We start from the raw sequence: 24671 nt of genomic DNA, 5'->3' as shown, positions 1-24671 counted from the left end.
CGCGTCAGCCTGCTGGAAGCAGGCCGTCATCCCGCCACGATCCGCCCGCTCACCTCCCCGAGCGCCACCCGCAGGCCGCCGGGACCCGGGGCCCACGCCGACAGGGTCACCTCGTCGCCGTCCTCCAGGAAGGTGCGCTTGCCGTCGGGGAGCTCCAGGGCGTCGCGGCCGTTCCAGGTCAGCTCAAGCAGGGAGCCGCGCTGCTCCGGGGCCGGGCCGCTGACCGTGCCCGAGCCGTAGAGGTCGCCGGTGCGCAGGGAGGCGCCGTTCACGGTCAGGTGCGCGAGCTGCTGGGCGGCGGTCCAGTACATCGAGGCGAAGGGGGGCTCGGACACGACATGGCCGTTGATCGCGATCGAGATGCGCAGGTCGTAGCCGGCGGGTTCGGCGTCGGTGTCGTCCAGATAGGGCAGCAGCGGGTGGGTGCGCCCGGGCGGCGCCACCCGGGCCTCCTCCAGCGCCTCCAGCGGGGTGATCCAGGCCGACACCGAGGTGGCGAAGGACTTGCCGAGGAACGGGCCGAGGGGGACGTACTCCCAGGCCTGGACGTCCCGGGCGGACCAGTCGTTGAGCAGGCAGAGGCCGAACACATGGTCCCGGAAGGAGCCCGCGGCCACCGGCTTCCCCCTCGCCGACGGCACGCCCACCACGAAGCCGACCTCGGCCTCGATGTCGAGGCGGACGGACGGGCCGAACACCGGGGCGGGATCGGCCGGGCCCTTGCGCTGGCCCGAGGGGCGGACGACGTCCGTGCCGGAGACGATCACCGTGCCGGAGCGGCCGTGGTAGCCGATCGGCAGATGCTTCCAGTTCGGGGTGAGGGAGTCGGGTGCGTCGGGGCGGAAGATCCGGCCGACGTTGCGGGCGTGGTTCTCGGAGGCGTAGAAGTCGACGTAGTCCGCGACCTCGAAGGGAAGATGCAGGGTCACCGCGGACAGGGGGTGCAGGTGCGGTGCGAGGGCGGCGCGGTGCGCGGGGTCGGTGACGGCCTCCGTGAGGGTGCGCCGGACCTCCGACCAGGTGGTGCGGCCCGCCGCCAGCAGGGGGTTGAGGGTCGGCCGGGCGAGCAGACCGGCGTGCGGCGAGCCGAGCGCACGGGCCGCGGCGCCCGCGTCCAGGACCTGGTCGCCGAGCCGGACGCCGACGGTCCGCTGCGCCGGGGCGGCGAGCGAGAAGACGCCGTACGGAAGGTTGTGCGGGCCGAAGGGGTCGCCCTCGGGGATGTCGAAGGGGGGCATCGGGTAGTGCCTCACTTTCGTGCTCACCGTGTCGTGCTCACCGTGGTCGTGCTCGCGTCCGCTCCGCGGGCGCGGGCGGCGGGCCACACGTTACGTCCGCCCTCGGGCGGGCGGCACGGGTCGTGTTGCGCGGCGAGGGGTCGGAAAGGCGTCCCATGGACCCGTGTTCACCCGTGTCACCCGCGATCGGTGAGTGATCGGTCAACAAAAGAAGGGGAGTTGACAGAAGGCAGCCGGACTCCGTCCTGGTCCGGTGCACGTCGAGTCCGGGGGGTGCGGGATCCGTATTCTCTGATCATGGCCGCACCCACCGCATATGCCGAGCGCACCACGTACTCCCTCGTCGCCACCGACCTGGACGGAACGCTGCTGCGCGGCGACGACACGTTCTCCGACCGGTCGCTGGACGCGCTCGCGCGGGTGGCGGCGGCCGGTGCTCGCCATCTGGTGGTGACCGGCCGTCCCGCGCCCCGCGTACGACCGCTCCTGGACCTCCTGCACAGCAGAGGACTCGCGGTGTGCGGACAGGGCGCGCAGCTGTACGACGCCGGCGGGGACCGTCTGCTGTGGTCGGTCACCCTGGACCGGGAACTGGCGGAGACCGCGCTCGGCAAGATCGAGGCCGAGGTCGGGCAGGTGTACGCGGCCGTCGACCAGGACGGCGTCGACGGGCTCACGCTGATCGAGCCCGGCTATCTGATGCCGCACCCGACCCTGCCCGCGCTGCGCGTGGAGCGCCGCGACGACCTGTGGTGCGAGCCGATCAGCAAGGTGCTGCTGCGCCATCCGACGCTCTCCGACGACGAACTGGCCTCCACGGCCCGCGCGGTGGTCGGCTCGCTCGCCACCGTCACCATGTCCGGGCCGGGCACGGTGGAGCTCCAGCCGTGCGGGATCACCAAGGCGACGGGGCTGGCCCTGGCCGCCGAGCATCTGGGGCTCAGGCCCGAGGACACCATCGCCTTCGGGGACATGCCCAACGACATCCCGATGTTCGACTGGGCCGCCCGGGGGGTCGCGATGGCCAACGCCCATCCGGAGCTGAAGGCGGTGGCCGACGAGGTGACGACGTCGAACGAGGACGACGGCGTGGCCGTCGTCCTCGAACGTCTCTACCGGTAGCCGGTTAGCCGACAGCCGGTTAGCCGACAGTCGGCTGACCGGCTGGCCGTGGTCCGGCTCAGTACGCGCCGAACACGTTGTCGATCGAGCCGTACCGCGCGGCCGCGTAGTTGCAGGACGCGGTGATGTTCGCGACCGGGTCGTACGGGTCCCAGGAGGTGCCGGAGACGTGGTACGCGTTGAAGGTCGGGTCGATGATCTGCAGCAGCCCCTTGGAGGGGGTGCCGGCGGCCGCGTTGGAGTCCCAGAGGTTCACGGCGGACGGGTTGCCCGAGGACTCCCGGATCACGTTGCGGTAGATGCCGTTGTAGGTGCCGGGGATCCCGTGCTGCGCCATGACCTGGAGCGAGGCGCGGATCCAGCCGTCGAGGTTGTTGGCGTAGCCGAGGCTGGTGGCGGTGGCCACGGTCGGCGTGGCCGCGGAGGCGGTGGTCGCGCCGAGGATCGGCAGGGCGAGCACGGTGACGCCGGTGGCGGCGACGGCGAGCGTGCGGGCGAGGCGGCGGGCGCGGCGGGGCTGAGCAGGCATGGCGAAGTTCCTCTCCGTCGCCTGCGAGGTGAGCTGTCGGGTTCGGGCGGGAGCTGCCCGGCCGTGCCCTCACGGACACGGCTACACCCCAAGCCGTACCGGTCTGTCCGGAGCATGCCCAAAGGCACGGCCCGGTCGACCGGTGCGGCGACTTACCTGGTTCCCCCGCTCCTGCCGTGGTGTTCTCGGTGGGTGTCGGGGCGGCGGCAGGATTAGGCGTCCGCCCGACAGGCCGGGAACGTATGCGAGAGCACATGTCCGGAACAAGTAGCGAATTCATGGTTAACCCCTATTGACCTTGATCCGCGGTCTATGGGGTACTTGATCCTTTGTGGTTGCAAAGCCTCAACTCGCCTGTGTGGAGCGAGGTGTCGGGGTGTGGTGGAGGGGAACCGGAAGGGGGGCGGTTCGGCTGGGCGAGTGAGGCAACTCACCGGAGTCCACAAGAGGGGTGAATCGGGCAATAAACCCAGATGGCGGCTTAAGGGGTGCCCCTTCTCATAGGGCCTGTCCGGGCTGTAACCGTGGGGGCTCGCGGTGATCGAAACCTGACCGGATACGCTGACTTGAGTGAGCGCAGAGACCTATCGACAAACCGCGTAGCCGCCGATAGACACCAGCAGACAGGAGACTCCTCGTGACCGTCGTCGAGCCGTTTGGGCTGAGCGTGCGGGACCAGGCTCTGGAAGCCGATGTCCAGGCCGGATTGACGGCTGTCGAGGAAGGCTTGCTCGAGGCCACCAAGAGCGAGGTCCCGTTCATCACGGAGGCGGCCCAGCATCTGCTGCGGGCCGGCGGGAAGCGGTTCCGGCCGCTGCTCGTGATGCTCGCGGCGCGCTTCGGCGACCCGTACGCGCCGGGGGTCGTCCCCTCCGCGGTCGTCGTCGAGCTCACCCATCTGGCGACCCTGTACCACGACGACGTGATGGACGAGGCCGCGGTGCGGCGCGGGGTGCCCAGCGCGAACGCCCGCTGGGGCAACTCGCTCGCCGTCCTCACCGGTGACTTCCTCTTCGCGCGCGCCTCGCACATCCTGGCCGACCTCGGCCCGGAGGCGGTGCGGGTGCAGGCGGAGGCGTTCGAGCGGCTGGTCACCGGCCAGATCCTGGAGACCGCGGGCCCGGTCGACGGCCGCGACCCGGTCGACCACTACCTCGACGTCCTCGGCGGCAAGACCGGCTCCCTGGTGGCGGTGTCCTGCCGCTTCGGCGCGATGATGTCGGGCGCCGACGAGACGGTCGTGGACGTGCTCACCCAGTACGGCGAGCGGCTCGGGGTCGCCTTCCAGCTCGCCGACGACGTCCTGGACATCGCCTCCGACTCCCACGAGTCGGGCAAGACGCCCGGCACCGACCTGCGCGAGGGCGTCCCCACCCTGCCGGTGCTGAGGCTGCGCGAGCGGGCGGCCCAGCAGGCCCTGCCCGAGGACATCGCGCTGTGCGAGCTCCTCGACTCCGACCTGAGCGACGACGCGAGGCTCGCCGAGGCGGTCGCGGCGCTGCGCGCCCACCCGGCGCTGGAGCAGGCCCGCCGCGACACCGTGCGCTACGCGGAGGAGGCCCGCGCCGCGCTGGCCCCCCTCACGGAGTGCGACGCGAAGGCGGCCCTCATGGGGCTCTGCGACGCGGTGGTCCACCGCGCCGGCTGACGCCTCCCGACACCTTCCGGAGCCCGGTGCGTTCGTCGTCCCCTACCCCTAGGGGGCGAAGGACCCCGGCGTCCCTCGTGTCATACCCCAGGTGTACGCGGAGTTGAGTCCGTGGGGTGACGCCTCCTCACGTGGGATTTGGTCAGATGGGAACCACGGAGAACACCACTCCTCACCGATTCGGGTGAGAATGGCGGCACGGGGTGGGGACGCTCTCCGTGAGATGACCAGCCGCCGCCGACGACGGAGGTAAGGCACACATGGCACCGAACGCAACCGACGACAGCACGACCGCCGGGGAGACGGACGACCTGCGCGTCGGGCGGCGCAAGGCCGTGCGGTACGTCGTCCCGGTCACCGTGATCGGCGTCGCCGCGGCGACGATCGGCCTCGTCCCGGCGCTCGCCGACTCCGGCGACCCCGACCTGCCGAAGATCACCGCCCAGCAGCTCCTCGACAAGATCGCCGCCTCGGACGTGCAGCAGCTGTCCGGCACCGTGAAGATCACCACCGACCTCGGCCTGCCGGACCTCGGCGGCCTGGAGAGCGGTCTGCTCTCCGGCGTCACGGGCAACGGCGGTGACGGATCGTCGGCCGACCCCTCGGCCAAGCTCACGGAACTCGCCGCCGGCACCCACACCCTGCGTGTGGCCTCCGACGGCCCCGACCGGCAGAAGCTCTCCCTGGTCGAGGACGCCGCCGAGTACAGCGTCATCCACAACGGCAAGGACGTGTGGGGCTACGACAGCGCCACCAACGAGGTCTACCACGCGACCACCGACGAGAGCGCGGGCAAGGACGCCGGGGAGGCGGAGCCGCCGGCCACCCCCAAGGACCTCACCGAGGACGCCCTCAAGGCGGTCGACGACACCACCTCGGTCACCGTCGACGGCACGGTCCATGTCGCGGGCCGCGACGCCTACAAGCTGCTGATCAAGCCGAAGCAGTCCGGCTCCACGGTCGGCGCGATCAGCGTGGCGGTGGACGCCAAGACCGGGCTGCCGCTGAAGTTCACGCTGACCCCGTCGAGCGGCGGCGCCGCCGTCGTGGACGCCGGTTTCACCCAGGTCACCTTCGCCAAGCCCGCCGCCTCCACCTTCGACTTCACCCCGCCCAAGGGCGCCAAGGTCACCGAGGCCGACGAGGCGGCGAAGGACTCCGGCAAGGCGGGCGCGTCCGGTGAGGACCTGCCCGGGGACCTCCCCAAGGGCCTCGAAGGTCTCGGCGGGGCGGACGGCCTCACCGGCGCCGGCGAGGAGCCCGAGGGCTTCGACGTCCTCGGCAAGGGCTGGACCTCCGTCGCCGTCATCGAGACCGGCGGCAAGGGCGTCCCCTCCGACTCCGAGCTCAACTCCGAACTCGGCTCCGACGCCGGTGGCGCCCTCAGCGGCTTCCTCGGCTCCTTCGGCGACAAGGCCAGCGGCAAGTTCGGCTCCGGCACCGTGTTCTCCACCCGGCTGGTCAACGCCCTGGTCACGGACGACGGCAAGATCTACGTCGGCGCCGTCACCAAGGACGCCCTGGTGAAGGCGGCGGACTCCGCGAAGTAACGCGAAGGAAGACACGAAGGAAGGCGCGAAGCAAGGACCCCGGCGCCCGCAAGCGCCCGGGGAAGCGAACGAAGGGGGAGCCCATGGATGACGAACCCGTCATCCACACCCACGCCCTCACCAAGCGCTACCACGGCGGCCAGCTCGCCGTGGACCGCCTCGACCTCACCGTCCCGGCGGGCAGCGTCTTCGGCTTCCTCGGTCCCAACGGCTCCGGCAAGACCACCACGATCCGCATGCTGATGGGCCTGATCGAGCCCACGTCCGGCGCCGCGCGCGTCCTGGGGCAGCCCGTGCCCCGGGCCGCGCGCACCGTGCTGCCCCAGGTCGGCGCACTGATCGAGGGCCCCGCGCTGTACGGCTTCCTCTCCGGCCGCGACAACCTCCTGCGCTACGACGCCGCGGACCCGACCGCCGACCCCCGCACCCGGCGGACCCGCGTCGCCGCGGCGCTGGAGCGGGTCGGGCTGACGGCGGCGGCCGGGAAGAAGGCGAAGGCGTACTCGCTCGGCATGAAACAGCGGCTGGGCCTGGCCGCCGCCCTGCTCCAGCCGCGCCGGCTGCTCGTCCTCGACGAGCCGACCAACGGCCTCGACCCGCAGGGCATGCGGGAGATCCGTTCCCTGGTGCGGGAGCTGGCCTCGGACGGCACGACCGTCTTCCTCTCCTCCCACCTCCTCGACGAGATCGAGCAGGTGTGCACCCATGTGGCGGTGATGGCCCAGGGCCGGCTGATCACCCAGGGCCCGGTGGCCGAGCTGGCGGCGGGCGCGCGCGGCCGGCTGGTGGTGATCACACCGGACACCGCCGAGGCGGCACGGGTGCTGAAGGAGCAGGGTGCGGTGGACGTCACCTCCGCGGAGGACCGGGTCGCCGCCGAGCCCCCGGACCGCGATCTCGCCGAGGTCAACGCCGCGCTGGTGACGGCCGGCGTCCGGGTGCGGGGCTTCAGCGTCGAACGCGCCTCCCTGGAGGACGCGTTCGTGGCACTCACGGGGGAGGGTTTCGATGTCGCGGGCTGAGGCGCCGACCGCCGGAGTCGTCCGCCGTCCGAGCCCCTGGTGGTCGCTCGGTCTGCTCCGCAGCGAGCTGCTGATCACCTTCCGCCGCTGGCGCACCCTCGCGCTGCTCGGCGTCCTGGCGGCCGTACCGGTGCTGATCGGGATCGCCGTGAAGATCGAGACCGGTGACAGCACCTCCGGCGGACCGGGGGGACCCGGCGGCGGGGGCGGCGGCCCGGCCTTCATCGCCCAGGTCACCAACAACGGCCTGTTCCTCGTCTTCACCGCGCTGGCCGCGACGCTCCCGTTCTTCCTGCCGATGGCCATCGGCGTCATCGCGGGCGACGCCATCGCCGGCGAGTCCAACGCCGGTACCCTGCGCTACCTCCTCGTCGCCCCCGCCGGCCGCACCCGCCTGCTGCTCACCAAGTACGCGACGGTGCTGGCCTTCTGTCTGGTGGCCACCCTCGTGGTCGCGCTGTCGGCGTTGACGGTGGGCGCGCTGCTGTTCCCCCTGGGAGACGTCACCACGATCTCCGGTACGACGATCGGCTTCGCCGACGGACTGGGCCGGGCCCTGCTGATCGCCCTGGTCGTGGCCGCCTCACTGACCGGCGTGGCCGCGCTCGGTCTGTTCGTCTCCACGCTGACCGGCAGCGGTATCGCCGCGATGGCGACCACCGTCGGCCTGCTGATCACGATCCAGATCCTCGACCAGATCCCCCAGCTCCACGCGATCCAGCCGTATCTCTTCTCCCACTACTGGCTGTCCTTCGCCGATCTGGTCCGCGACCCCGTCTACTGGGACGACCTGGTGAAGAACCTCGGCCTCCAGGGCCTGTACGTGGCGGTGTTCGGCTCGGCGGCCTGGGCGCGGTTCACCACGAAGGACGTCACGGCATAGGGCCGCGGGCGCAGCGCCACCACACAGCGCTCGCGGCACAGCCCTCAGCGCGTCTCGTGAGGGAAGCGCGCGAGCGGGGCCCCGCCCCCGAAGAACGACTTCGCGCGTGCCAGCGCCTCGGTGTCGCCGAGCACGTCACCGGGCTTGCTGCCGTTGCCGAGCAGCACCCCGCCGAACCGCATCCCCAGATACGCGGCCGAGTTGTTGAGCGTGCCGACCAGGGGATCGGCGACCGAGGCCTCCGGGTCGGCGAGCACGGTCACTCCCCAGAGCGTGCGCCCGGCCATGGTCGCGGCGAAGTCGACGCCGGGGGTGCGCAGCCAGCCCGACCAGTGGTCCAGATAGCGCTTGACCTGGGTGGACACCGAGTACCAGTACAGCGGCGAGGCGATCACGACGTCCGTCGCGGCCAGGGTCGCGTCGAGCAGCGCCGCGAGATTCCCCTCGGTGGGCCGGACATGGTCGCTGTCGTGGCGCAGATCCTCGAAGTCGGGCAGCGGACGCTCGGCGAGGCTGAACCAGGTCTGCTCGACGGAGGGGTCGAGCTGCTCGGCGGCCCGGCGGGCCAGCGCCTCCGTGTTGCCGTCCGTACGACTGCTGCCCAGGACGAAGAGAAAGCGGCGGTCCATGGTTCCCCCAGGTGATCGGCGTACGATAATAATCCGCGCCTGCATCATATGCGCATGCAAGTATCCAGTGGAAGGGCCCCGGCACGCTCCGCCGCCCGGACCACCGCCAGCAGCGTCTCCTCCCGCCCCCGCGCGGCGACGAGCTGCACCCCCACCGGACAGCCGTCGGCCCCGACCCCCGCCGGAAGACTGACCGCCGGATGCCCACTCAGATTGAACGCCCAGGTCAGCGCGGTGGAGTAGCGCTCACCCGGCCCATCGTGACCATGCGCCGCGTTCGGCGTGGCCGGGGTCAGCAGCAGATCGGCCCGCGCGAAGAGAGCGGCCAGCCGCCGGTCGTTGACCTCCCGGACGCGCCCGGCCTCACCCAAGCCGCCGGCCCCCGACCCGCGCAAGGCGAGCCAGGCGGGAGCGGGATCCTCCAGCCGTACGGCCGCCTCACCGGGCAGCAGGCGTACGACACCGGAGGCGGCGAGACGCCCGACGGCGGCCCGGGCGAGGGCCAGCGGCTCGGGGTCGGGGGAGGCGGAGGCGAACCCGAGATCGGCGGAGAAGACGGCGGTGACCGGCGAGGACATCGCCGCTTCGGACATGGCCTCTTCGGGCGTCGCCTCCTCGCGTATCGCCCTTTCGCGCGTCACTCCTTCGGGTATTACCTCTCCGGGTACTACCTCTCCGGGTATCACCTCTCCGGATGGCGCCCCTGGCACCGCCCCCGTCATCGCCCGCCAGTAAGCCGCCGCGTCCGCCGCGTGCCGCACTAGCACGCCCGGGGCCGCGAGCCCCGTACGGTCCGGGGACGGCAGCCGGCCGTTCGTCGTCTTCAGGCCGATCACCCCGCACCAGGCCGCCGGGATCCGCACCGAGCCCGCCCCGTCGCTGCCCGTCGCCAGCGGCACCAGACCCGCCGCCACCGCCGCCGCCGACCCGGCCGAGGACCCGCCCGGCGTACGGTCCGCCCGCCAGGGGTTGACGGTACGGCCGTACGCGCCGACGCCCCAGGTCTGCCACGGCGTACCGGGACCGGGCACCGACGTCGACCCGACCGGCACACAGCCCGCGGCGAGCAACGGCCCCGCCGCCCGCAGCCCGTGCCGCCCCTTCACCCCGATCGGCACCCCGGCCAGCGGCAGCGGCTCACCCGCCGCCACCCGCGCGTCCACCGCGCGCGCCCGCTCGACGGCCGCCTCCTCCCACACCTCGGCGAAGGAACTCAGCGAGGGGTCCAGCCGGGCGATCCGCGCCAGCGCCTCCATGACCGCGTCCACGGCCCGCAGCCGCCCTTCGCGCACGGCCGAGGCGATCGCGACCGCCGACGGCACCCGGGGGGTACCCCCGCTCAGCGCCTGACTCCCGTGAGCCGGGCCAGCGCCTCCGTCTCCCGGGGCGGCCCGCCCCCCAGGTAGCCGAGGCGCCACTCGGTCACCCACGGCACCCGGTGGACGTCGACGGCCGACTCGATGACCCGGATCCGCTGCGCCAGCGGCCGCGGCAGCCGCCCCGGCGCGTCCGCGACCAGCACCACCGCGTCCAGGTCGAACCCCTGCGGGGCCGCTTCGCGCCGGAAGACCTCCAGGGCGCGCAGGGCGGACTCCAGCCCGGTCGCGTGCGTCCGCGCCACGAGCAGGACGGACGGGGGATCACCAGGGGTGGGCCAGTCCCGTCCGCAGTCGTGGCCGCCGTAGACCGCGGCGAGCGTGGAGGTGCCGGCCCCGCCGTGCGTGGCCAGCCAGGAGAAGCGGCGGGGAGCGGCGGCCGAGCGGTACGGTCCCGGTAGCGGCTCCGGTACGGCAACCGGACCGCGCAGCCAGATCTCCGGCCCCGGCCGCCCCGCCGGTGCCTGAGTCGTCCCGGTCGTCCCCATGGCCGTACCCCCTCCTTCTGGTGGGCGCTCCCGGCAAGCCCGGTGTGGGTCCTTGGAACGAGGCTGTGACGTCGTGGTGACGCACCGGCCGGGAGCGAACAGAGAGACTCAACAGTACGTGCACGCGTACGCGCACCTGGACGACCCGGAGCGTGACGACGCATCCGAGTGAGGAACCGATGTCTCGACTGAGTCGTGAGAAGAAGCGGGAACAGAACCGCGCCGGATGGTCCGCCGCCGTGGTCGCGCCGCTCGACGTCCACGTCCGCGCGGGCGGCCCGGCGACGATAGGGGGAGTGCCGGTCGCGGCGGCCGACGGCGAGGAGATCCAGCACGCCGTCCTGGGCCAGCTCCACCGCATCGCCCTCGCCACCGGGCACCCCGTCCTCGCCACGGTCCACGACGAGCGCATCGGTTACGTCGTCCCCCTCCGCATCGACACGGACGGCTCCAGCCACTTCACGGCGGAGCCGCTGCGGGCACCGGCGGTGTCCGCGGCACAGCTGGCCTCGGCGGCCCCGGGCGCCCCGATCGCGCCGATCGCGCCGGCCGCGCCCACGGTGGTCCTCCCGGTCCTGAGCGGTCCGGCGACTCCGACCGCTCCTGCTGCTCCGGCGACTCCGACCGCTCCGGCGGCTCCGACTGCTTCGGCACCCCCGGCCCCGGAAACCCAGGTGTCCCCGGCCCCGGAAGCCCCGTCGCCCGCTCCCGAAGAACCCCGCCGGGACAAGCCCACGCACGTCCTGCGGCAGGTACAGGCACCGGAAGAGCCCCAGGGCGGCGTCCCGCCGCTGCCCCCGGCGCCCCCGGCGCAGACCCTCGGCACGGTCGTGGCCCCCACGGGGGTCTTCGGCCCACCCCCGGCCATGGACCTCCGGCCGGACGGCGCGATGCCTGCCTCGCAGGAGCACGCGCCGTCCCCTTTCCCGGAGCCCGGGGCGCTCGCCGCCCCGGACGAGGACCGGTACCGGGACCGCGCCTCGGAGCACGCCCCGCACCGCTTCCCGGAAGCCGCCCTCCCCGCCCCCGAGCCGGAGCTGAAGCCCCTTCTGGCCTTCACCCCCGCTGCCACTCCCGACCCCGAGTCGGCCGCCGCGCTCGACCCCGACCCCAAGCCGACCCCCGCCCGTGGCTTCGACGCCGTGGCGGAGGCGGTCCTCGGTGACGACCCCCGCACCCTCCCCGGCACCGACGGTGCCCCCGCGCTGCTCGGGGAGCCGATGGCGCAGATCAACGAGGCCGTGCGGGCCGGCCGTATCGACACGGCCGCCGGGCTCGCCGAGCGGACCGTGCTGGAGGCCTCGGGAACGCTGGGACCGGAGCACCCCGAGGTGCTCCGGCTGCGTGAACTCAGCGCGTACATCGCCTACCTGGCGGGCGACCCGCTGCGGGCCTTCCACGTCTCCCTGGACCTGGCCCGGATCCGCCGCCGGGCCCGGGACGGCGAGGCCGCGTACGGCAATGTCCAGAGTGCGGCTGCTGCCTGGCGCGCCGTGCGCGACCCCTTGCAGGGCCTGAACCTGGGCAGCGAACTCCTCGGCCTGTGGACGGAGCTGACGACCGAGGAGGGCCCGGCCGCCGACGACGCCGAGGAACTGGAGTCCGCCCGTGCCCGGATGCTCCGGCTGGCGGAACGCGCCCGCAGGGCCGGAGGGCCGGGCCGGTAGGTAGGTGGGTAGGCAGGCCGGCCGGGTCAGGACGACAAGGTCCACACCGCGTACGCGAGCGCGTCCGCGTTGCGGTTCAGGGCGGTGTCGTTGATGTTCGCGGTGGTGTCGCAGGAGGAGTGGTAGCAGCGGTCGAAGGCCTGCCCGGCCGTACCGCCCCACTTGGCCGCCTGCGCCGCCGTCTTGATGTAGTCGGCGCCGCTGAACAGCCCGCCGACCGGGACGCCCGCGTTCTTGAAGGGCGCGTGGTCGGAACGCCCGTCGCCCTCGGTCTCGATCTCCGTCGCCACGCCGAGGCCGGCGAAGTAGTCCTTGAAGGTCTTCTCGATGGCCGGGTCGTCGTCGTAGACGAAGTAGCCGGGGTTCGGCGAGCCGACCATGTCGAAGTTGAGGTAGCCGCTGATCCGGGCGCGGTTCGCGGAGGAGAGGTTGTTGACGTAGTACCGCGAGCCGACCATGCCCAGTTCCTCGGCGCCCCACCAGGCGAACCGCAGATGCCTGGTGGGCTGGTAGCCGGCCCGGGACACGGCGAGGGCGGTCTCCAGGACGGCCGCCGAACCGGAGCCGTTGTCGTTGATGCCCGCCCCGGCGCTGACGCTGTCGAGGTGGGAGCCGGCCATGACGACCTGGTCGGTGTTGCCGCCGGGCCAGTCGGCGACCAGGTTGTAGCCGGTGCGGCCGGAGGAGGTGAACTGCTGGATGACGGTGGTGTACCCGGCGGCGTCCAGCTTGGCCTTCACATAGTCCAGCGAGGCCTTGTAGCCGGCCCGGCCATGGGCGCGGTTGCCGCCGTTGGCGGTGGCGATGGACTGGAGCTGCGCGAGGTGGGCCTTGACGTTCGCCACGGGGATGTCGGGGGCGGCGGCCAGGGGTGCGGGAGCCGCGCCGGCTATCGCTCCGCCAGTCAGGAGCATGACAATCGAGCAGGCGCAGGCGGCCGCCGTACGCCCGGGAACCGAGAGCTTCATGTGGGGGGCTCCGAATTCCGCGGGAATCACAGGGATTCCACAGTGAATGGGGTTCCAGGATGGTGAACGCTCCACCAACGGCGCGTCAAGAGCGCTATCAGGACAGGAGGTTCACATTCCGGACGCCCCCGCGGAAATCGTCGCCCCGGCGCGCCTAGTGCACGCAGAATTCGTTGCCCTCGGGATCCGCCATCACCACCCACGCCCCGGACGGCTCCGCCACCTCCCGCAGCACACTCGCCCCGAGCGCCCGCAGCCGTTCCACCTCGTCGGCCCGCCGCCCCGCGCCGGGGTGCAGGTCGAGGTGCAGCCGGTTCTTCACCGTCTTCGCCTCCGGCACCCGCTGGAACAGCAGCCGCCGCCCCAGCCCGGTCCCGCTGTCCGCGTCGAACGGGTCCTCCGGATGCCGTACGGCGATCAGGTCCCGGAAGGCCGGACGGCCGTGGAACTCCACGGTCGCCGCCCCCGGCAGCGCGCCGGCCGCCAGAAGCCGCTCGACGAGCGCGCTGTTGTCCTCCACCGCGTAGTGCAGCGCCCCGGCCCAGAAGTCGGCCTGGGTGTGCGGATCGGCGGCGTCGACGACGAGCTTCCAGTGGACGGGTGCGGGTGTCTCGGTCATGCGGACCACTCAATCAGCCCGTCGGCCCGCTCACACGTCCACCGCGGCGGACGGCACCTGGGAAACCGGCGGCACCTCCACGGACACCCGCGGCCTGCGCGCGGAGCGCCACGCCTCGGCGGTCAGCAGCACCAGCGCCAGCCACACCAGCCCGAACCCGGCCCAGCGCTCGGCCGGCATCTCCTCGCCGAAGTAGACGACCCCGAGCAGGAACTGGAACACCGGCGCCATGTACTGGAGCAGCCCGAGCGTGGACAGCGGCACCCGGATGGCGGCGGCCCCGAAGCACACCAGGGGCAGCGCGGTGACCACACCGGTCGAGGCCAGCAGGGCCGCGTGACCGGCGCCCTCGGAGGTGAAGGTGGCGCCGCCGTGCGCCGACAGCCACAGCAGATAGCCCAGCGCGGGCAGGAACTGGATCGCGGTCTCCGCGGCCAGCGACTCCACGCCGCCGAGGTTGACCTTCTTCTTCACGAGGCCGTACGTGGCGAAGGAGAACGCCAGGCACAGGGAGATCCACGGCGGACGGCCGTACCCCACGGTCAGCACGACCACCGCGGTCGCCCCGACGCCGACCGCCACCCACTGCACGGGCCGCAGCCGCTCCTTCAGGAGCAGCACGCCCATCGCGATGGTGACCAGCGGATTGATGAAGTACCCGAGGGAGGCCTCCACCACGTGCCCGGAGTTCACGGCCCAGATGTAGACGCCCCAGTTGACCGTGATGACGGCCGCGGCGATCACCACCAGACCGAGCCGGCGCGGTTGCCGCAGCAGTTCCCCGGCCCACGCCCAGCGCCGTACGACCAGCAGGGCCGCGGCGACGAAGGCCAGGGACCACACCATGCGGTGGGCGAGGATCTCCACCGCCCCGGCGGGCTTCAGCAGGGGCCAGAACAGGGGGACCAGCCCCCACATCCCGTACGCCGCGAAGCCGTTCAGCAGACCTATCCGGCCCTCACCCTTCGACGACCCGGCCACGGGCGCCCCTCCTTCTCACGTCCTCGCGCGCCCTCACGCACGCGTGCACGAAGGTAACGCCGAAGACCCCCGTCCGTCATGCCCGTATCGCCATACGGTCATGACAGGCGGGGGTGAGAAGGCCGTGCGGGGCGGGTCAGCCCTTGAGCGCGGCCGTGATCGCCTCGGCGAGCGGGGTGGTCGGGCGGCCCGCCAGGCGCGAGAGGTCGCCGCTGTCGACCACCAGCTCGCCCTTCTCGATCGACGCGTCCACGCCGGCCAGGATCGCGGCGAACGGCTCGGGCAGCCCCGCGCCGGTCAGGATGCCGACGAGCGCCTCGCCGGGCACCGCGCTGTAGACGATCTCCTTGCCGGTCTGCCGGCTCAGCTCGGCCGCGTACTCGGCGAAGCCCCACGCCTCGTCGCCGCCCAGCTCGTACGTCTTGTTCTCGTGGCCCTCGCCGGTCAGCACGGCGACGGCGGCGGCCGCGTAGTCCGCGCGGGAGGCGGAGGACACCCGGCCCTCACCGGCGGCCGCGACGACCGCGTTGTGCTCCAGGACCGGGGCGAGCTGCTCGGTGTAGTTCTCGTGGTACCAGCCGTTGCGCAGCAGCGCGTACGGCACGCCCGAGGAGGTCAGCGCGGCCTCGGTGGCACGGTGGTCGTCGGCCAGGGCGGCGCTCAGCGAGCCCGGCGCGCTGGTGTACGCCAGCAGCGCGACCCCGGCGGCCTTCGCCCGGTCGATGACGACCTGGTGCTGCCCGGGACGGCCCTTGTCGAACTCGTTGCCCGAGATCAGCAGCACCTTGTCGCCGGCCGCGAACAGGCCGTCGAAGGTCTCGGGGGTGTTGTAGTCGGCGACCGCGAGCTTCACGCCGCGTGCGGCGAAGTCGGCGGCCTTGGCCTCGTCGCGCACGACGGCCGTGATCTGCTCCGCCGGAACCTTCTCCAGCAACTGCTCCACGACGTGGCGGCCGAGCTTTCCGGTGGCTCCGGTGACGACGATGCTCATGGCTCAGAACTCCTAGGGGGGTAGCGGGTCTGCCACCCACCCTAGGAGGAGCGCTAACTAAGTGAAAGTACCCACTTCAAAGTAAGGTACATACCCAGAAGTAAGTGCCTCAGCCGACGACCGTCCAGGTGTCCCCGCCCGCCAGCAGCGCGGCCAGATCGCCCTTGCCGTGCTGCTCGACGGCCGTGTCGAGCTGGTCGGCCATCTGGGTGTCGTAGACCGGCCGCTCCACGGAGCGCAGCACACCGATCGGGGTGTTGTGCAGGGTGTCGGGGTCGGCGAGCCGGGAGAGCGCGAAGGCGGTGGTCGGGGACGCCGCCTGCGCGTCGTGGACCAGGATGTCCCCCTCGTTCTCCGGGGTCACGGCGACGACCCGCAGGTCGCCGGTGGCCGCGTCCCGCACGACGCCCTTGCCGCCCTCGGCCCCGAACCGGATCGGCTGCCCGTGCTCCAGCCGGATCACGGCCTCCTCGGCCTGCTGCTTGTCCTTGACGGCGTCGAAGGCGCCGTCGTTGAAGATGTTGCAGTTCTGGTAGATCTCGATCAGCGCCGTGCCCGGGTGCGCGGCGGCCTGCCGGAGCACCTCCGTCAGATGCCTGCGGTCGGAGTCGATGGTCCGGGCGACGAAGGAGGCCTCGGCGCCGAGGGCCAGGGAGACCGGGTTGAAGGGGGCGTCCAGCGATCCCATCGGCGTCGACTTGGTGATCTTGCCGACCTCGGAGGTGGGGGAGTACTGGCCCTTCGTGAGGCCGTAGATCCTGTTGTTGAAGAGGAGGATCTTGAGGTTGACGTTGCGGCGCAGGGCGTGGATGAGGTGGTTGCCGCCGATGGACAGCGCGTCCCCGTCACCCGTCACCACCCAGACGCTCAGATCGCGGCGGCTGGCGGCGAGCCCGGTCGCGATCGCCGGGGCCCGGCCGTGGATGGAGTGCATCCCGTAGGTGTTCATGTAGTACGGGAAGCGCGAGGAGCAGCCGATGCCGGAGACGAAGACGATGTTCTCCCTCGCCAGCCCCAGTTCCGGCATGAACCCCTGGACCGCTGCGAGGATCGCGTAGTCGCCGCAGCCCGGGCACCAGCGCACCTCCTGGTCCGACTTGAAGTCCTTCATGGACTGCCGGCCTTCGGCCTTGGGCACGAGGTGGAGTGGCTCAGTGGTCATGGATGGCCTCCTTGAGCGCCGCGGCGAGCTGCTCCGCCTTGAACGGCATGCCGTTCACCTGGTTGTAGGAGCGGGCGTCGACCAGATACCTCGCCCGCACGAGGGTGGCGAGCTGGCCGAGGTTCATCTCGGGGACGACGACCCTGTCGTACGCCCCGAGCACCTCGCCCAGGTTGCGGGGGAAGGGGTTCAGATGCCGCAGATGGGCCTGCGCGACCGCCTCCCCGGCCGCCCGCAGCCGTCGTACGGCGGCGGTGATCGGCCCGTACGTCGACCCCCAGCCCAGCACCAGGGTCCTCGCCCCGTCCGGGTCGTCGACCCGCAGGTCGGGCACCTCGATGCCGTCGATCTTGGCCTGGCGGGTGCGGACCATCAGGTCGTGGTTGGCCGGGTCGTAGGAGATGTTCCCGGTGCCGTCCTGCTTCTCGATGCCGCCGATGCGGTGCTCGAGGCCCGGGGTGCCCGGGATCGCCCACGGCCGGGCGAGGGTCTGCGGATCCCGCTTGTACGGCCAGAAGACCTCGGTGCCGTCGTCCAGGGTGTGGTTCGGCCCCGACGCGAACTGCACCCGCAGATCGGGCAGCTCGTCCACCTCGGGGATGCGCCAGGGCTCGGAGCCGTTGGCGAGGTAGCCGTCGGAGAGGAGGAAGACGGGGGTGCGGTACGTCAGCGCGATCCGCGCGGCCTCCAGGGCGGCGTCGAAGCAGTCGGCGGGCGTGCAGGGGGCGACGATCGGCACCGGGGCCTCGCCGTTGCGCCCGTACATCGCCTGGAGCAGGTCGGCCTGCTCGGTCTTGGTCGGCAGCCCGGTCGAGGGCCCGCCGCGCTGGATGTCGACGACCAGCAGCGGCAGCTCCAGCGAGACCGCGAGCCCGATGGTCTCCGACTTCAGCGCCACACCGGGGCCGCTCGTCGTCGTGACGGCGAGGGACCCCCCGAAGGCCGCCCCCAGCGCGGCACCGATCCCGGCGATCTCGTCCTCGGCCTGGAAGGTGCGCACACCGAAGTTCTTGTGCCGGCTCAGCTCGTGCAGGATGTCCGAGGCCGGGGTGATCGGGTACGACCCCAGGAACAGCGGAAGATCGGCCTGCCGGGAGGCCGTGACCAGCCCGTAGGCGAGGGCCAGGTTCCCGGAGATGTTCCGGTAGGTCCCGACGGGGAAGGCCTTCGCCGCCGGGGCGACCTCGTAGGAGACGGCGAAGTCCTCGGTCGTCTCGCCGAAGTTCCAGCCGGCCCGGAAGGCGGCGATGTTGGCGGCCGCGATGTCCGGTTTCCTGGCGAACTTCGACTTGAGGAACTTCTCCGTGCCCTCGGTGGGGCGGTGGTACATCCACGACAAGAGGCCGAGCGCGAACATGTTCTTGCTGCGCTCGGCCTCCTTGCGGGTGAGGTCGAATTCCTTGAGGGCCTCGACGGTCAGCGTGGTCAGCGGGACCGGATGGAGCTGGTAGCCGTCGAGGGAGCCGTCCTCCAGCGGCGAGGCCGCGTACCCCACTTTCTGCATGGCGCGTTTGGTGAACTCGTCGGTGTTGACGATGATCTCCGCCCCGCGCGGAACGTCCCCGATGTTGGCCTTCAGGGCCGCCGGATTCATCGCGACCAGCACGTTCGGTGCGTCGCCCGGTGTGAGGATGTCGTGGTCGGCGAAGTGCAGCTGGAACGAGGAGACGCCGGGGAGCGTGCCGGCGGGCGCGCGGATCTCGGCCGGGAAGTTCGGCAGGGTGGACAGATCGTTGCCGAACGAGGCCGTCTCGGAGGTGAAGCGGTCACCGGTGAGCTGCATACCGTCACCCGAGTCCCCCGCGAACCTGATGATCACCCGGTCGAGACGGCGTACGTCCTTCGCCGTCGCGTCCGGTCTGCGCTGTTCTCCCACGACGGTCCCGTCGGCCTGCTCGGCCTGCCCGGTCTGTCCCGTTGCGCTGCTGACCCGACTGGTCACTGAACTGGACCTCCCTCGAGGTGGCTGTCCCGGAGGGGTCTTCGCGAAGGCCCTCCCTGGATCAACCCTACGTCTGTAAGGGTCGCCTTCCCTCGGCCGTTCGTATGACGGTCACTGCCCTGAGACGGCCCGGCACCCCGACTTGTCATGATTTCCCGCCCCACGGTGTCGCCCCGGTAGACGCACCGTCCGAGTTCCCCGGTTCACGCGAGGAACGACGTCGAGCACGGCTCTGATCACGGTCGAGTCATCGTCGGGCCACAGTGCCACTCCGTCACGAATTGAGGTAGGTGAGAACTGCTAGAACCCGACGGTGATCCCCGTCACTGGGCGACAGCCCGAGCTTCAGGAAAATATTGCTGACGTGCTTCTCCACGGCCCCGTCGCTGACGACCAGCTGACGCGCGATGGCGGAGTTGGTCCGCCCCTCCGCCATCAGCCCCAGCACCTCCCGCTCACGCGGAGTGAGACCCGCCAGCACATCCTGCTGACGGCTGCGCCCCAGCAACTGCGCGACGACCTCCGGATCGAGCGCGGTCCCGCCGGACGCCACCCGCACCACGGCGTCCACGAACTCCCGCACCTCGGCGACCCGGTCCTTGAGCAGATACCCCACGCCACGGCTGGAACCGGCCAGCAGTTCGGTGGCGTACCTCTCCTCCACATACTGTGACAGCACCAGCACCCCGAGCCCCGGATGCTCCTTGCGCAGCTGTACGGCGGCCCGCACCCCCTCGTCGGTGTGCGTGGGCGGCATCCGCACATCGGCGACGACGACATCGGGCAGCGCCCCCTCGTCGTGCAGCTCGGTGACCGTCTTCAGCAGCGCCTCGGCATCCCCGACCCCGGCCACGACCTCATGCCCCCGGTCGGTGAGCAACCGGGTCAGCCCCTCCCGCAACAGCACCGAATCCTCGGCGATGACCACCCGCACCCTGTCCTCCACGCTCCCGGCCCCCCAGCCGTCCACCCGTCAAGTCGAACACCTCCAGCATTCCAGCAAAGAGGCGTCCCGCACCTGCCAATGGGCCTACGGCGGGGGAGGACGGCGAGAAAGAGACACAGGCCGGGGGGAAAGAAGCACGCACGAGACCGCTCAGGAGGCCCTCAGGAGGCCCGCCAGGGCAGCTCCGCCACCACCCGGGTCGGCCCCCCGGCCGGCGAATCCACCACCAGGACGCCGTCCACCGCGTCCAAGCGCTCCGCGAGCCCCGCCAGCCCCGACCCCCCGGACAGCTCCGCACCGCCCACCCCGTCGTCCACCACCTGCACCATCAACCGGTCCTCCACCCGCCACACCTCCACCGACGCGGACCGGGCCCCGCTGTGCTTGCTGATGTTCTGGAGCAGCTCCGAGACCGTGAAGTACGCGATCCCCTCGATCGCCGCCACCGGCCGGGCCGCCCCCAGATCCACCTCCACCCGGACCGGCACCGTGCACCGTGAGGCCACCGCCGACAGCGCCGCGTCCAGCCCCCGGTCGGTCAGCACCGCCGGATGAATCCCCCGCGCCAGATCCCGCAGCTCCTGCAGCGCCGTCTTCACCTCACCGTGCGCCTCGTCCACCATCCGTGCCGCCGCCCGCGGATCCTCCCGCAGCTTCTCCTTCGCCAGCCCCAGATCCATCGCCAGCGCCACCAGCCGCGCCTGCGCCCCGTCGTGCAGATCCCGCTCGATCCGCCGCAGATCCGCCGCCGCCGTGTCCACCACGACCCCCCGGTCCGACTCCAGCTCCACCACCCGCGACGCCAGCCGCGACGGCCCGAGCAGCCCGTGCACCAGCACCCGGTCCACCGTCGTCAGCGCCCGCACGATCCACGGCGTCGCCAGCGTCACCAGCAGCCCCACCGACGCCGTGACGGTGATCTCGAAGGGGTTGTCCAGATACACCCGGTGGTGGTCGTCGCCGTACAGCTGGAGCCCGCCCTGCCCGCCGTACATCGGGAACAGCCAGAACCACAGCGGATACGTCAGCATCGTCCAGCCGAACGCCCACACGGTGACCGTCACACAGAACGAGAACACCGCCCACGGGAACTGCACCAGAACGAACAACGCGTGCCGCCACGAGCTCCCGTTCTTCAGCACCGCCCCCATCCACGCCATCGGCCCGGCCTGCCCGTCCCGCCCCCGCACCCGCAACGGCTCCGGATCCCGCACCTCCAGCCCCAGCAGCCCCCGCGCCCGCGCCCGCTCCAGCGCCCCGAAGCCCCGGCACGCCGCCAGCCCCGCCGCCAGCACCGGGATGCCGAGGAACGTCACCAGCAGCCCCGCCCCGACCGACAGCATGGTCACGGTGAAGACGAACAGCGTCACGCTCAGCGGGAAACCGAGCAGCACATAGGCCAGCTCCCGCCAGTGCCGCCCGCTGACCGGCTCCAGCAGCACGGCCGGCAGCCGACGCCGCACCCCGTGAGCCCCGTACGACTCCTCGTGCTCACCGTCGTACGGCTCGTACCGTCCGTACTGCCCTGACTGCCCGTACTGCGTGGCCATCGGCGCCGTCCGTTCTGCTCGTCTCCTGCCCTACCTCCACCCTCCCCGGCGCAGCTCCTGCGGGCCATGGAGGCCGTCGGCCTATGGAACGGGGGGTTTTCCCTACCCCGTCGGCTCACCCTCCGGCCGCCGCTCCCGCCACGGCAGCTCCGCCGTCACCGTCGTCGGGCCGCCGGCCGGCGACTCCACCACGAACACCCCGTCCACCGCGTCCAGCCGTTCCGCGAGCCCCCGCATCCCCGTCCCCGCGTCGAGCCGCGCACCACCCCGGCCGTCGTCGCCGACCTGGATGAGCAGCCGCTCGTCCGTCCGCCACACCTCCACCGACGCCGACCGCGCCCCGCTGTGCTTGCTGATGTTCTGGAGCAGCTCCGAGACGGTGAAGTAGGCGATCCCCTCGATGGCCTGCGCCGGTCTGGACGCCAGATCGACGCTCACCTTCACCGGCACCGTGCACCGCGAGGCCACCGCCGACAGCGCCGCGTCCAGCCCCCGGTCCGTCAGCACGGCCGGATGGATGCCCCGCGCCAGATCCCGCAGCTCCTGCAGCGCGAGCTTCACCTCGCCGTGCGCCTCCTCGACCATCGCCGCCACCACGTCGTCGGCCCGCCCCTCCTGGAGCTTCTCCTTCGCCAGCCCCAGCCCCATCGCCAGATTGACCAGCCGCGCCTGCGCCCCGTCGTGCAGATCCCGCTCGATCCGCCGCAGATCGGCCGCCGCCGTGTCCACCACGACCCCCCGGTCCGACTCCAGCTCCGCGATCCGCCGCTCCAGCTCGTCCGACGGCGACAGCAGCGCCCGCACCATCGCCCGGTCCACATTGGTCAGCCCCCGCGCGAGGTAGGGGAGGATCGGCCACAGCACGAACAGGGCGGGCAGGACGACGGTGAAGGTGAGGATGCCCCAGGGCAGCCGGACGAAGTCGTAGAGCACCGTGCGCCAGGCCACCGGATCCTTCAGCGCCAGCCACATCCGCGCGAGCGGCCCGCCCGCCCGGCGCAACGGCAGCGGGCTCGGCTCGTCGACCCGCAGCCCCAGCAGCAGCCGCGCCCGACCCCGCTCGAACCGGCCCATCAGCCGCGCCCCCGCCAGCCCGAGCGCCAGCAGCGGCAACCCGACCACGGTGAGGGTCAGCGAGGCGCCCGTGAACAACACCGTCATCACATAGACGAACCCGACCAACGACATCGGCAGGTTCGCCAGAAGATGCGCGATCTCCTTCCACGTCTGCAGGTCGAGCGCGGGCTTCACCGGCGGCAGCTCGTCGTCGGGTCGGAGGCCGTCGGGCTGGTGGGAAGTGGTCATATGCGTTAGCGTGCCGCGCCGCACGCTTCGGCGCCATGAGGTTCCCCGCCCGGGTCTCCTGGGGAAAACCCCCGCCCCACGGTCCAAGGCGTGACGGGCTGCTTACCGTCCCTTTATCAGGGCCTAGACTCCGTGCGTACAGATCGTCGAAGTGGCCCGAGTGGCCGAAGAAGCCGAAGAGGCTGAGGTCAGGGAGCGAGGGGACGGACGTGCGGGAACCGACCGTCGAGATCGCGGCGGACTACTTCCGGTCCTATTCGGTCGTCGGACTGCTCGCCCTGGTCGGCGTGCTGTTCGTGGCCGTCGCCTTCGGCGCCGGGCGCCTGCTGCGCCCGGTGGTCCCGACCCCCGAGAAGCTCCTGACGTACGAGTGCGGCGTCGACCCCGTCGGCGAGGGCTGGGCCCACACCCAGGTCCGCTACTACGTCTACGCCTTCCTCTACGTCATCTTCGCCGTCGACTCGATCTTCCTGTTCCCCTGGGCGACGGTCTTCGCCGCCCCCGGCTACGGCGCCACGACCCTCGTGGAGATGTTCATCTTCCTCGGCTTCCTCGCCGTAGGCCTGCTGTACGCATACAAGAAGGGCGTCCTGACATGGACGTGACCCCCGAGGCGACCGCTTCCGCCGAAGCGACGGCCTCCGCACCCGTTTTCCTTCCGGAGCCGAAGCGCCTGGGCGCCCTCGCGCGCCTCGCCCCCGAGCCGATGAAGGTCGTCCTCAACTGGGGCCGCCGCTACTCGCTCTGGGTCTTCAACTTCGGCCTCGCCTGCTGCGCCATCGAGTTCATCGCCGCGTCGATGGCCCGCCACGACTTCATCCGCCTCGGCGTCATCCCCTTCGCCCCGGGCCCCCGCCAGGCCGACCTGATGGTCGTCTCCGGCACGGTCACCGACAAGATGGCCCCCGCGGTGAAGCGCCTCTACGAGCAGATGCCCGAGCCGAAGTACGTCATCTCCTTCGGCGCGTGCAGCAACTGCGGCGGCCCCTACTGGGACTCGTACTCCGTGACGAAGGGCGTCGACCAGATCATCCCCGTCGACGTCTACGTCCCCGGCTGCCCGCCCCGCCCCGAGGCGCTCCTCCAAGGCATCCTCAAGCTCCAGGAGAAGATCGCCCGGGAGTCCCTGCACGAGCGCTACGGCACCTCCCGTCCCTCGGCCGCCGCCCTCCAGAGCGGCCTCGTGAAGCCGCCCACCGCAGAGGGGAACGCGGGATGACCACCATCGGCTGGCTGCCCGCCCCCGTCGAGGACCTCTTCGGCCCGGACGCCACGGCCGAGGAGTCCTACGACGTCCTGACCGTCGACGTCCCGCCCGCCTCCTGGACCGACGCCCTGCGCACCGCCCGCGACGAGCTCTCCTGCACCTACTTCGACTGGCTGAGCGCCGTCGACGAACCGGGCACCGGCTTCCGCGTCGCAGCCCATGTCGTCGCCCTCGCCCCGGTCCGCCGCCTGCTCCTGCGCACGACCGTCCCGCACGAGGCCCCGGTCCTCGCCTCCGCCGTCGACGTCTACGCGGGCGCCGGCTGGCACGAGCGCGAGACCCGCGAAATGTTCGGCGTCGCCTTCGAGGGCCACCCCTTCCCGCACCACCTCCTCCTCCCCGAGAACTTCGAGGGCCACCCCCTCCGCAAGGACTTCGTCCTCGCGGCCCGGGTCGCCAAGGCCTGGCCCGGCGCCAAGGAACCGGGCGAATCCGAGCACGGCGGCCCCAAGCGCCGCCAGATGCTGCCCCCCGGCGTCCCCGACCCGAACGAATGGGGCCCCCTCAAGGGCCAGCTCCCGCCCGCCCCGTCCCGCCCGGCCCGGGCAGCGGCCGGCCGCACCGCAGGCGACCGCCCGGCCCGCCCGGCCCCGGGCGAACGCCCACCCCGCCGCACCCGCACCGCGGCCGAGGGCTCTGCCAGCCAGGCGCCCCCGGAGGCGCCGGCCGTCCCGGAGACCGGCGCGCCGTCCGGGACGTCGGCCCCGCCTCTGTCGACGGCCCGCCGCTCGCGCACTGCGGCCGAGGGCTCCGCCAGCCAGGCGCCCCCGGAAGCGCCGGCCGTCCCG

23 protein-coding genes and 1 riboswitch are annotated in these 24671 nt (G+C 72.0%); of the genes, 9 read left to right on the top strand and 14 right to left on the bottom strand.

The window, feature by feature from the left end:
- Positions 1-26 precede the first annotated feature (26 nt).
- Positions 27-1238 carry a fumarylacetoacetase gene (fahA, locus tag ABZ490_RS21340; protein ID WP_358992513.1) on the bottom strand — a complete coding sequence of 404 codons (1212 nt, stop codon included), beginning with the start codon at positions 1236-1238 and terminating at the stop codon, positions 27-29.
- A 297-nt stretch (positions 1239-1535) separates the two neighbouring features.
- Between fahA and ABZ490_RS21335 the strand changes: the two genes are divergently transcribed.
- Entirely contained in the window at positions 1536-2360 is an 825-nt protein-coding gene (locus ABZ490_RS21335) for an HAD family hydrolase (protein WP_358992241.1), read from the top strand.
- A 58-nt stretch (positions 2361-2418) separates the two neighbouring features.
- Here the strand turns inward: ABZ490_RS21335 and ABZ490_RS21330 are convergent, their stop codons facing one another.
- Positions 2419-2889 (bottom strand): transglycosylase SLT domain-containing protein, encoded by a 471-nt coding sequence (locus tag ABZ490_RS21330; RefSeq protein ID WP_358992240.1) that lies wholly within the window; start codon positions 2887-2889, stop codon positions 2419-2421.
- 3 nt (positions 2890-2892) lie between these two features.
- Positions 2893-3090: riboswitch (cyclic di-AMP (ydaO/yuaA leader) on the bottom strand.
- 436 nt (positions 3091-3526) lie between these two features.
- Here ABZ490_RS21330 and ABZ490_RS21325 point away from each other — a divergent pair.
- The 4 genes from ABZ490_RS21325 to ABZ490_RS21310 all read left to right on the top strand — a co-directional run bounded on the left by ABZ490_RS21325 (position 3527) and on the right by ABZ490_RS21310 (position 7992).
- Positions 3527-4537 carry a polyprenyl synthetase family protein gene (locus ABZ490_RS21325; protein WP_358992238.1) on the top strand — a complete coding sequence of 337 codons (1011 nt, stop codon included), beginning with the start codon at positions 3527-3529 and terminating at the stop codon, positions 4535-4537.
- Positions 4538-4797: 260 nt separating this feature from the next.
- Positions 4798-6087, top strand: a complete 1290-nt coding sequence (locus ABZ490_RS21320; protein ID WP_358992236.1) for a DUF2092 domain-containing protein — start codon at positions 4798-4800, stop codon at positions 6085-6087.
- A gap of 83 nt (positions 6088-6170) precedes the next feature.
- Entirely contained in the window at positions 6171-7109 is a 939-nt protein-coding gene (locus tag ABZ490_RS21315; protein WP_358992234.1) for an ABC transporter ATP-binding protein, read from the top strand.
- A complete protein-coding gene (locus ABZ490_RS21310; RefSeq protein ID WP_358992232.1) occupies positions 7096-7992 on the top strand; it encodes an ABC transporter permease in 897 nt (298 codons plus the stop codon). The genes ABZ490_RS21315 and ABZ490_RS21310 overlap by 14 nt, the downstream gene beginning before the upstream one ends.
- 44 nt (positions 7993-8036) lie before the next feature.
- Here the strand turns inward: ABZ490_RS21310 and ABZ490_RS21305 are convergent, their stop codons facing one another.
- From ABZ490_RS21305 to ABZ490_RS21295, 3 genes are all read right to left on the bottom strand, one after another.
- Positions 8037-8621 (bottom strand): NAD(P)H-dependent oxidoreductase, encoded by a 585-nt coding sequence (locus ABZ490_RS21305; protein WP_358992229.1) that lies wholly within the window; start codon positions 8619-8621, stop codon positions 8037-8039.
- 44 nt (positions 8622-8665) lie between these two features.
- Positions 8666-9877, bottom strand: a complete 1212-nt coding sequence (locus ABZ490_RS21300; protein ID WP_358992511.1) for an amidase — start codon at positions 9875-9877, stop codon at positions 8666-8668.
- 83 nt (positions 9878-9960) lie between these two features.
- Complete coding sequence (locus ABZ490_RS21295; protein WP_358992227.1) at positions 9961-10485, bottom strand: DUF6668 family protein; 525 nt, start codon at positions 10483-10485, stop codon at positions 9961-9963.
- A 179-nt stretch (positions 10486-10664) separates the two neighbouring features.
- On the opposite strand from ABZ490_RS21295, the gene ABZ490_RS21290 reads away from it, so the two are divergent.
- Positions 10665-12152 (top strand): tetratricopeptide repeat protein, encoded by a 1488-nt coding sequence (locus ABZ490_RS21290; RefSeq protein WP_358992225.1) that lies wholly within the window; start codon positions 10665-10667, stop codon positions 12150-12152.
- A gap of 26 nt (positions 12153-12178) precedes the next feature.
- Here the strand turns inward: ABZ490_RS21290 and ABZ490_RS21285 are convergent, their stop codons facing one another.
- The 9 genes from ABZ490_RS21285 to ABZ490_RS21245 all read right to left on the bottom strand — a co-directional run bounded on the left by ABZ490_RS21285 (position 12179) and on the right by ABZ490_RS21245 (position 22616).
- On the bottom strand, positions 12179-13120 hold the full coding sequence (locus ABZ490_RS21285) for a M28 family metallopeptidase (protein WP_358992223.1): 942 nt from the start codon (positions 13118-13120) through the stop codon (positions 12179-12181).
- A gap of 154 nt (positions 13121-13274) precedes the next feature.
- Positions 13275-13739, bottom strand: a complete 465-nt coding sequence (locus ABZ490_RS21280; protein ID WP_358992221.1) for a VOC family protein — start codon at positions 13737-13739, stop codon at positions 13275-13277.
- Between the two features lie 30 nt (positions 13740-13769).
- Entirely contained in the window at positions 13770-14720 is a 951-nt protein-coding gene (gene rarD, locus ABZ490_RS21275) for an EamA family transporter RarD (RefSeq protein WP_358992219.1), read from the bottom strand.
- A 136-nt stretch (positions 14721-14856) separates the two neighbouring features.
- Positions 14857-15711 carry an SDR family oxidoreductase gene (locus tag ABZ490_RS21270; protein WP_358992218.1) on the bottom strand — a complete coding sequence of 285 codons (855 nt, stop codon included), beginning with the start codon at positions 15709-15711 and terminating at the stop codon, positions 14857-14859.
- Between the two features lie 109 nt (positions 15712-15820).
- On the bottom strand, positions 15821-16873 hold the full coding sequence (locus tag ABZ490_RS21265; protein ID WP_358992216.1) for a 2-oxoacid:ferredoxin oxidoreductase subunit beta: 1053 nt from the start codon (positions 16871-16873) through the stop codon (positions 15821-15823).
- Positions 16863-18815 carry a 2-oxoacid:acceptor oxidoreductase subunit alpha gene (locus tag ABZ490_RS21260; protein ID WP_358992214.1) on the bottom strand — a complete coding sequence of 651 codons (1953 nt, stop codon included), beginning with the start codon at positions 18813-18815 and terminating at the stop codon, positions 16863-16865. The genes ABZ490_RS21265 and ABZ490_RS21260 overlap by 11 nt, the downstream gene beginning before the upstream one ends.
- Before the next feature lie 274 nt (positions 18816-19089).
- The gene (locus ABZ490_RS21255) at positions 19090-19761 is read right to left on the bottom strand and encodes a response regulator transcription factor (protein WP_358992212.1); all 672 of its coding nucleotides are present in this window, start codon (positions 19759-19761) and stop codon (positions 19090-19092) included.
- Positions 19762-19922: 161 nt separating this feature from the next.
- Positions 19923-21311, bottom strand: coding sequence for a sensor domain-containing protein (locus ABZ490_RS21250; protein WP_358992210.1), 1389 nt, complete (start codon positions 21309-21311; stop codon positions 19923-19925).
- A gap of 102 nt (positions 21312-21413) precedes the next feature.
- Positions 21414-22616, bottom strand: coding sequence for a sensor domain-containing protein (locus ABZ490_RS21245; RefSeq protein WP_358992208.1), 1203 nt, complete (start codon positions 22614-22616; stop codon positions 21414-21416).
- A gap of 209 nt (positions 22617-22825) precedes the next feature.
- Between ABZ490_RS21245 and ABZ490_RS21240 the strand changes: the two genes are divergently transcribed.
- The 3 genes from ABZ490_RS21240 to ABZ490_RS21230 form a co-directional block, all read left to right on the top strand.
- On the top strand, positions 22826-23221 hold the full coding sequence (locus ABZ490_RS21240) for an NADH-quinone oxidoreductase subunit A (RefSeq protein WP_358992206.1): 396 nt from the start codon (positions 22826-22828) through the stop codon (positions 23219-23221).
- Positions 23212-23835: an NADH-quinone oxidoreductase subunit B family protein gene (locus ABZ490_RS21235; RefSeq protein WP_358992204.1), complete on the top strand. Its 624-nt coding sequence runs from the start codon at positions 23212-23214 to the stop codon at positions 23833-23835. Before ABZ490_RS21240 ends, ABZ490_RS21235 begins: the two co-directional genes overlap by 10 nt.
- Positions 23832-24671 (top strand): NADH-quinone oxidoreductase subunit C (locus ABZ490_RS21230; RefSeq protein ID WP_358992202.1); only part of this gene is annotated, 840 nt, incomplete at its 3' end. The genes ABZ490_RS21235 and ABZ490_RS21230, both read left to right, overlap by 4 nt.

Origin of the sequence: Streptomyces sp. NPDC005811, assembly GCF_040630405.1 — a bacterium.
Lineage (GTDB): Bacteria > Actinomycetota > Actinomycetes > Streptomycetales > Streptomycetaceae > Streptomyces.
This window is presented reverse-complemented; position numbering and strand designations above follow the sequence as displayed.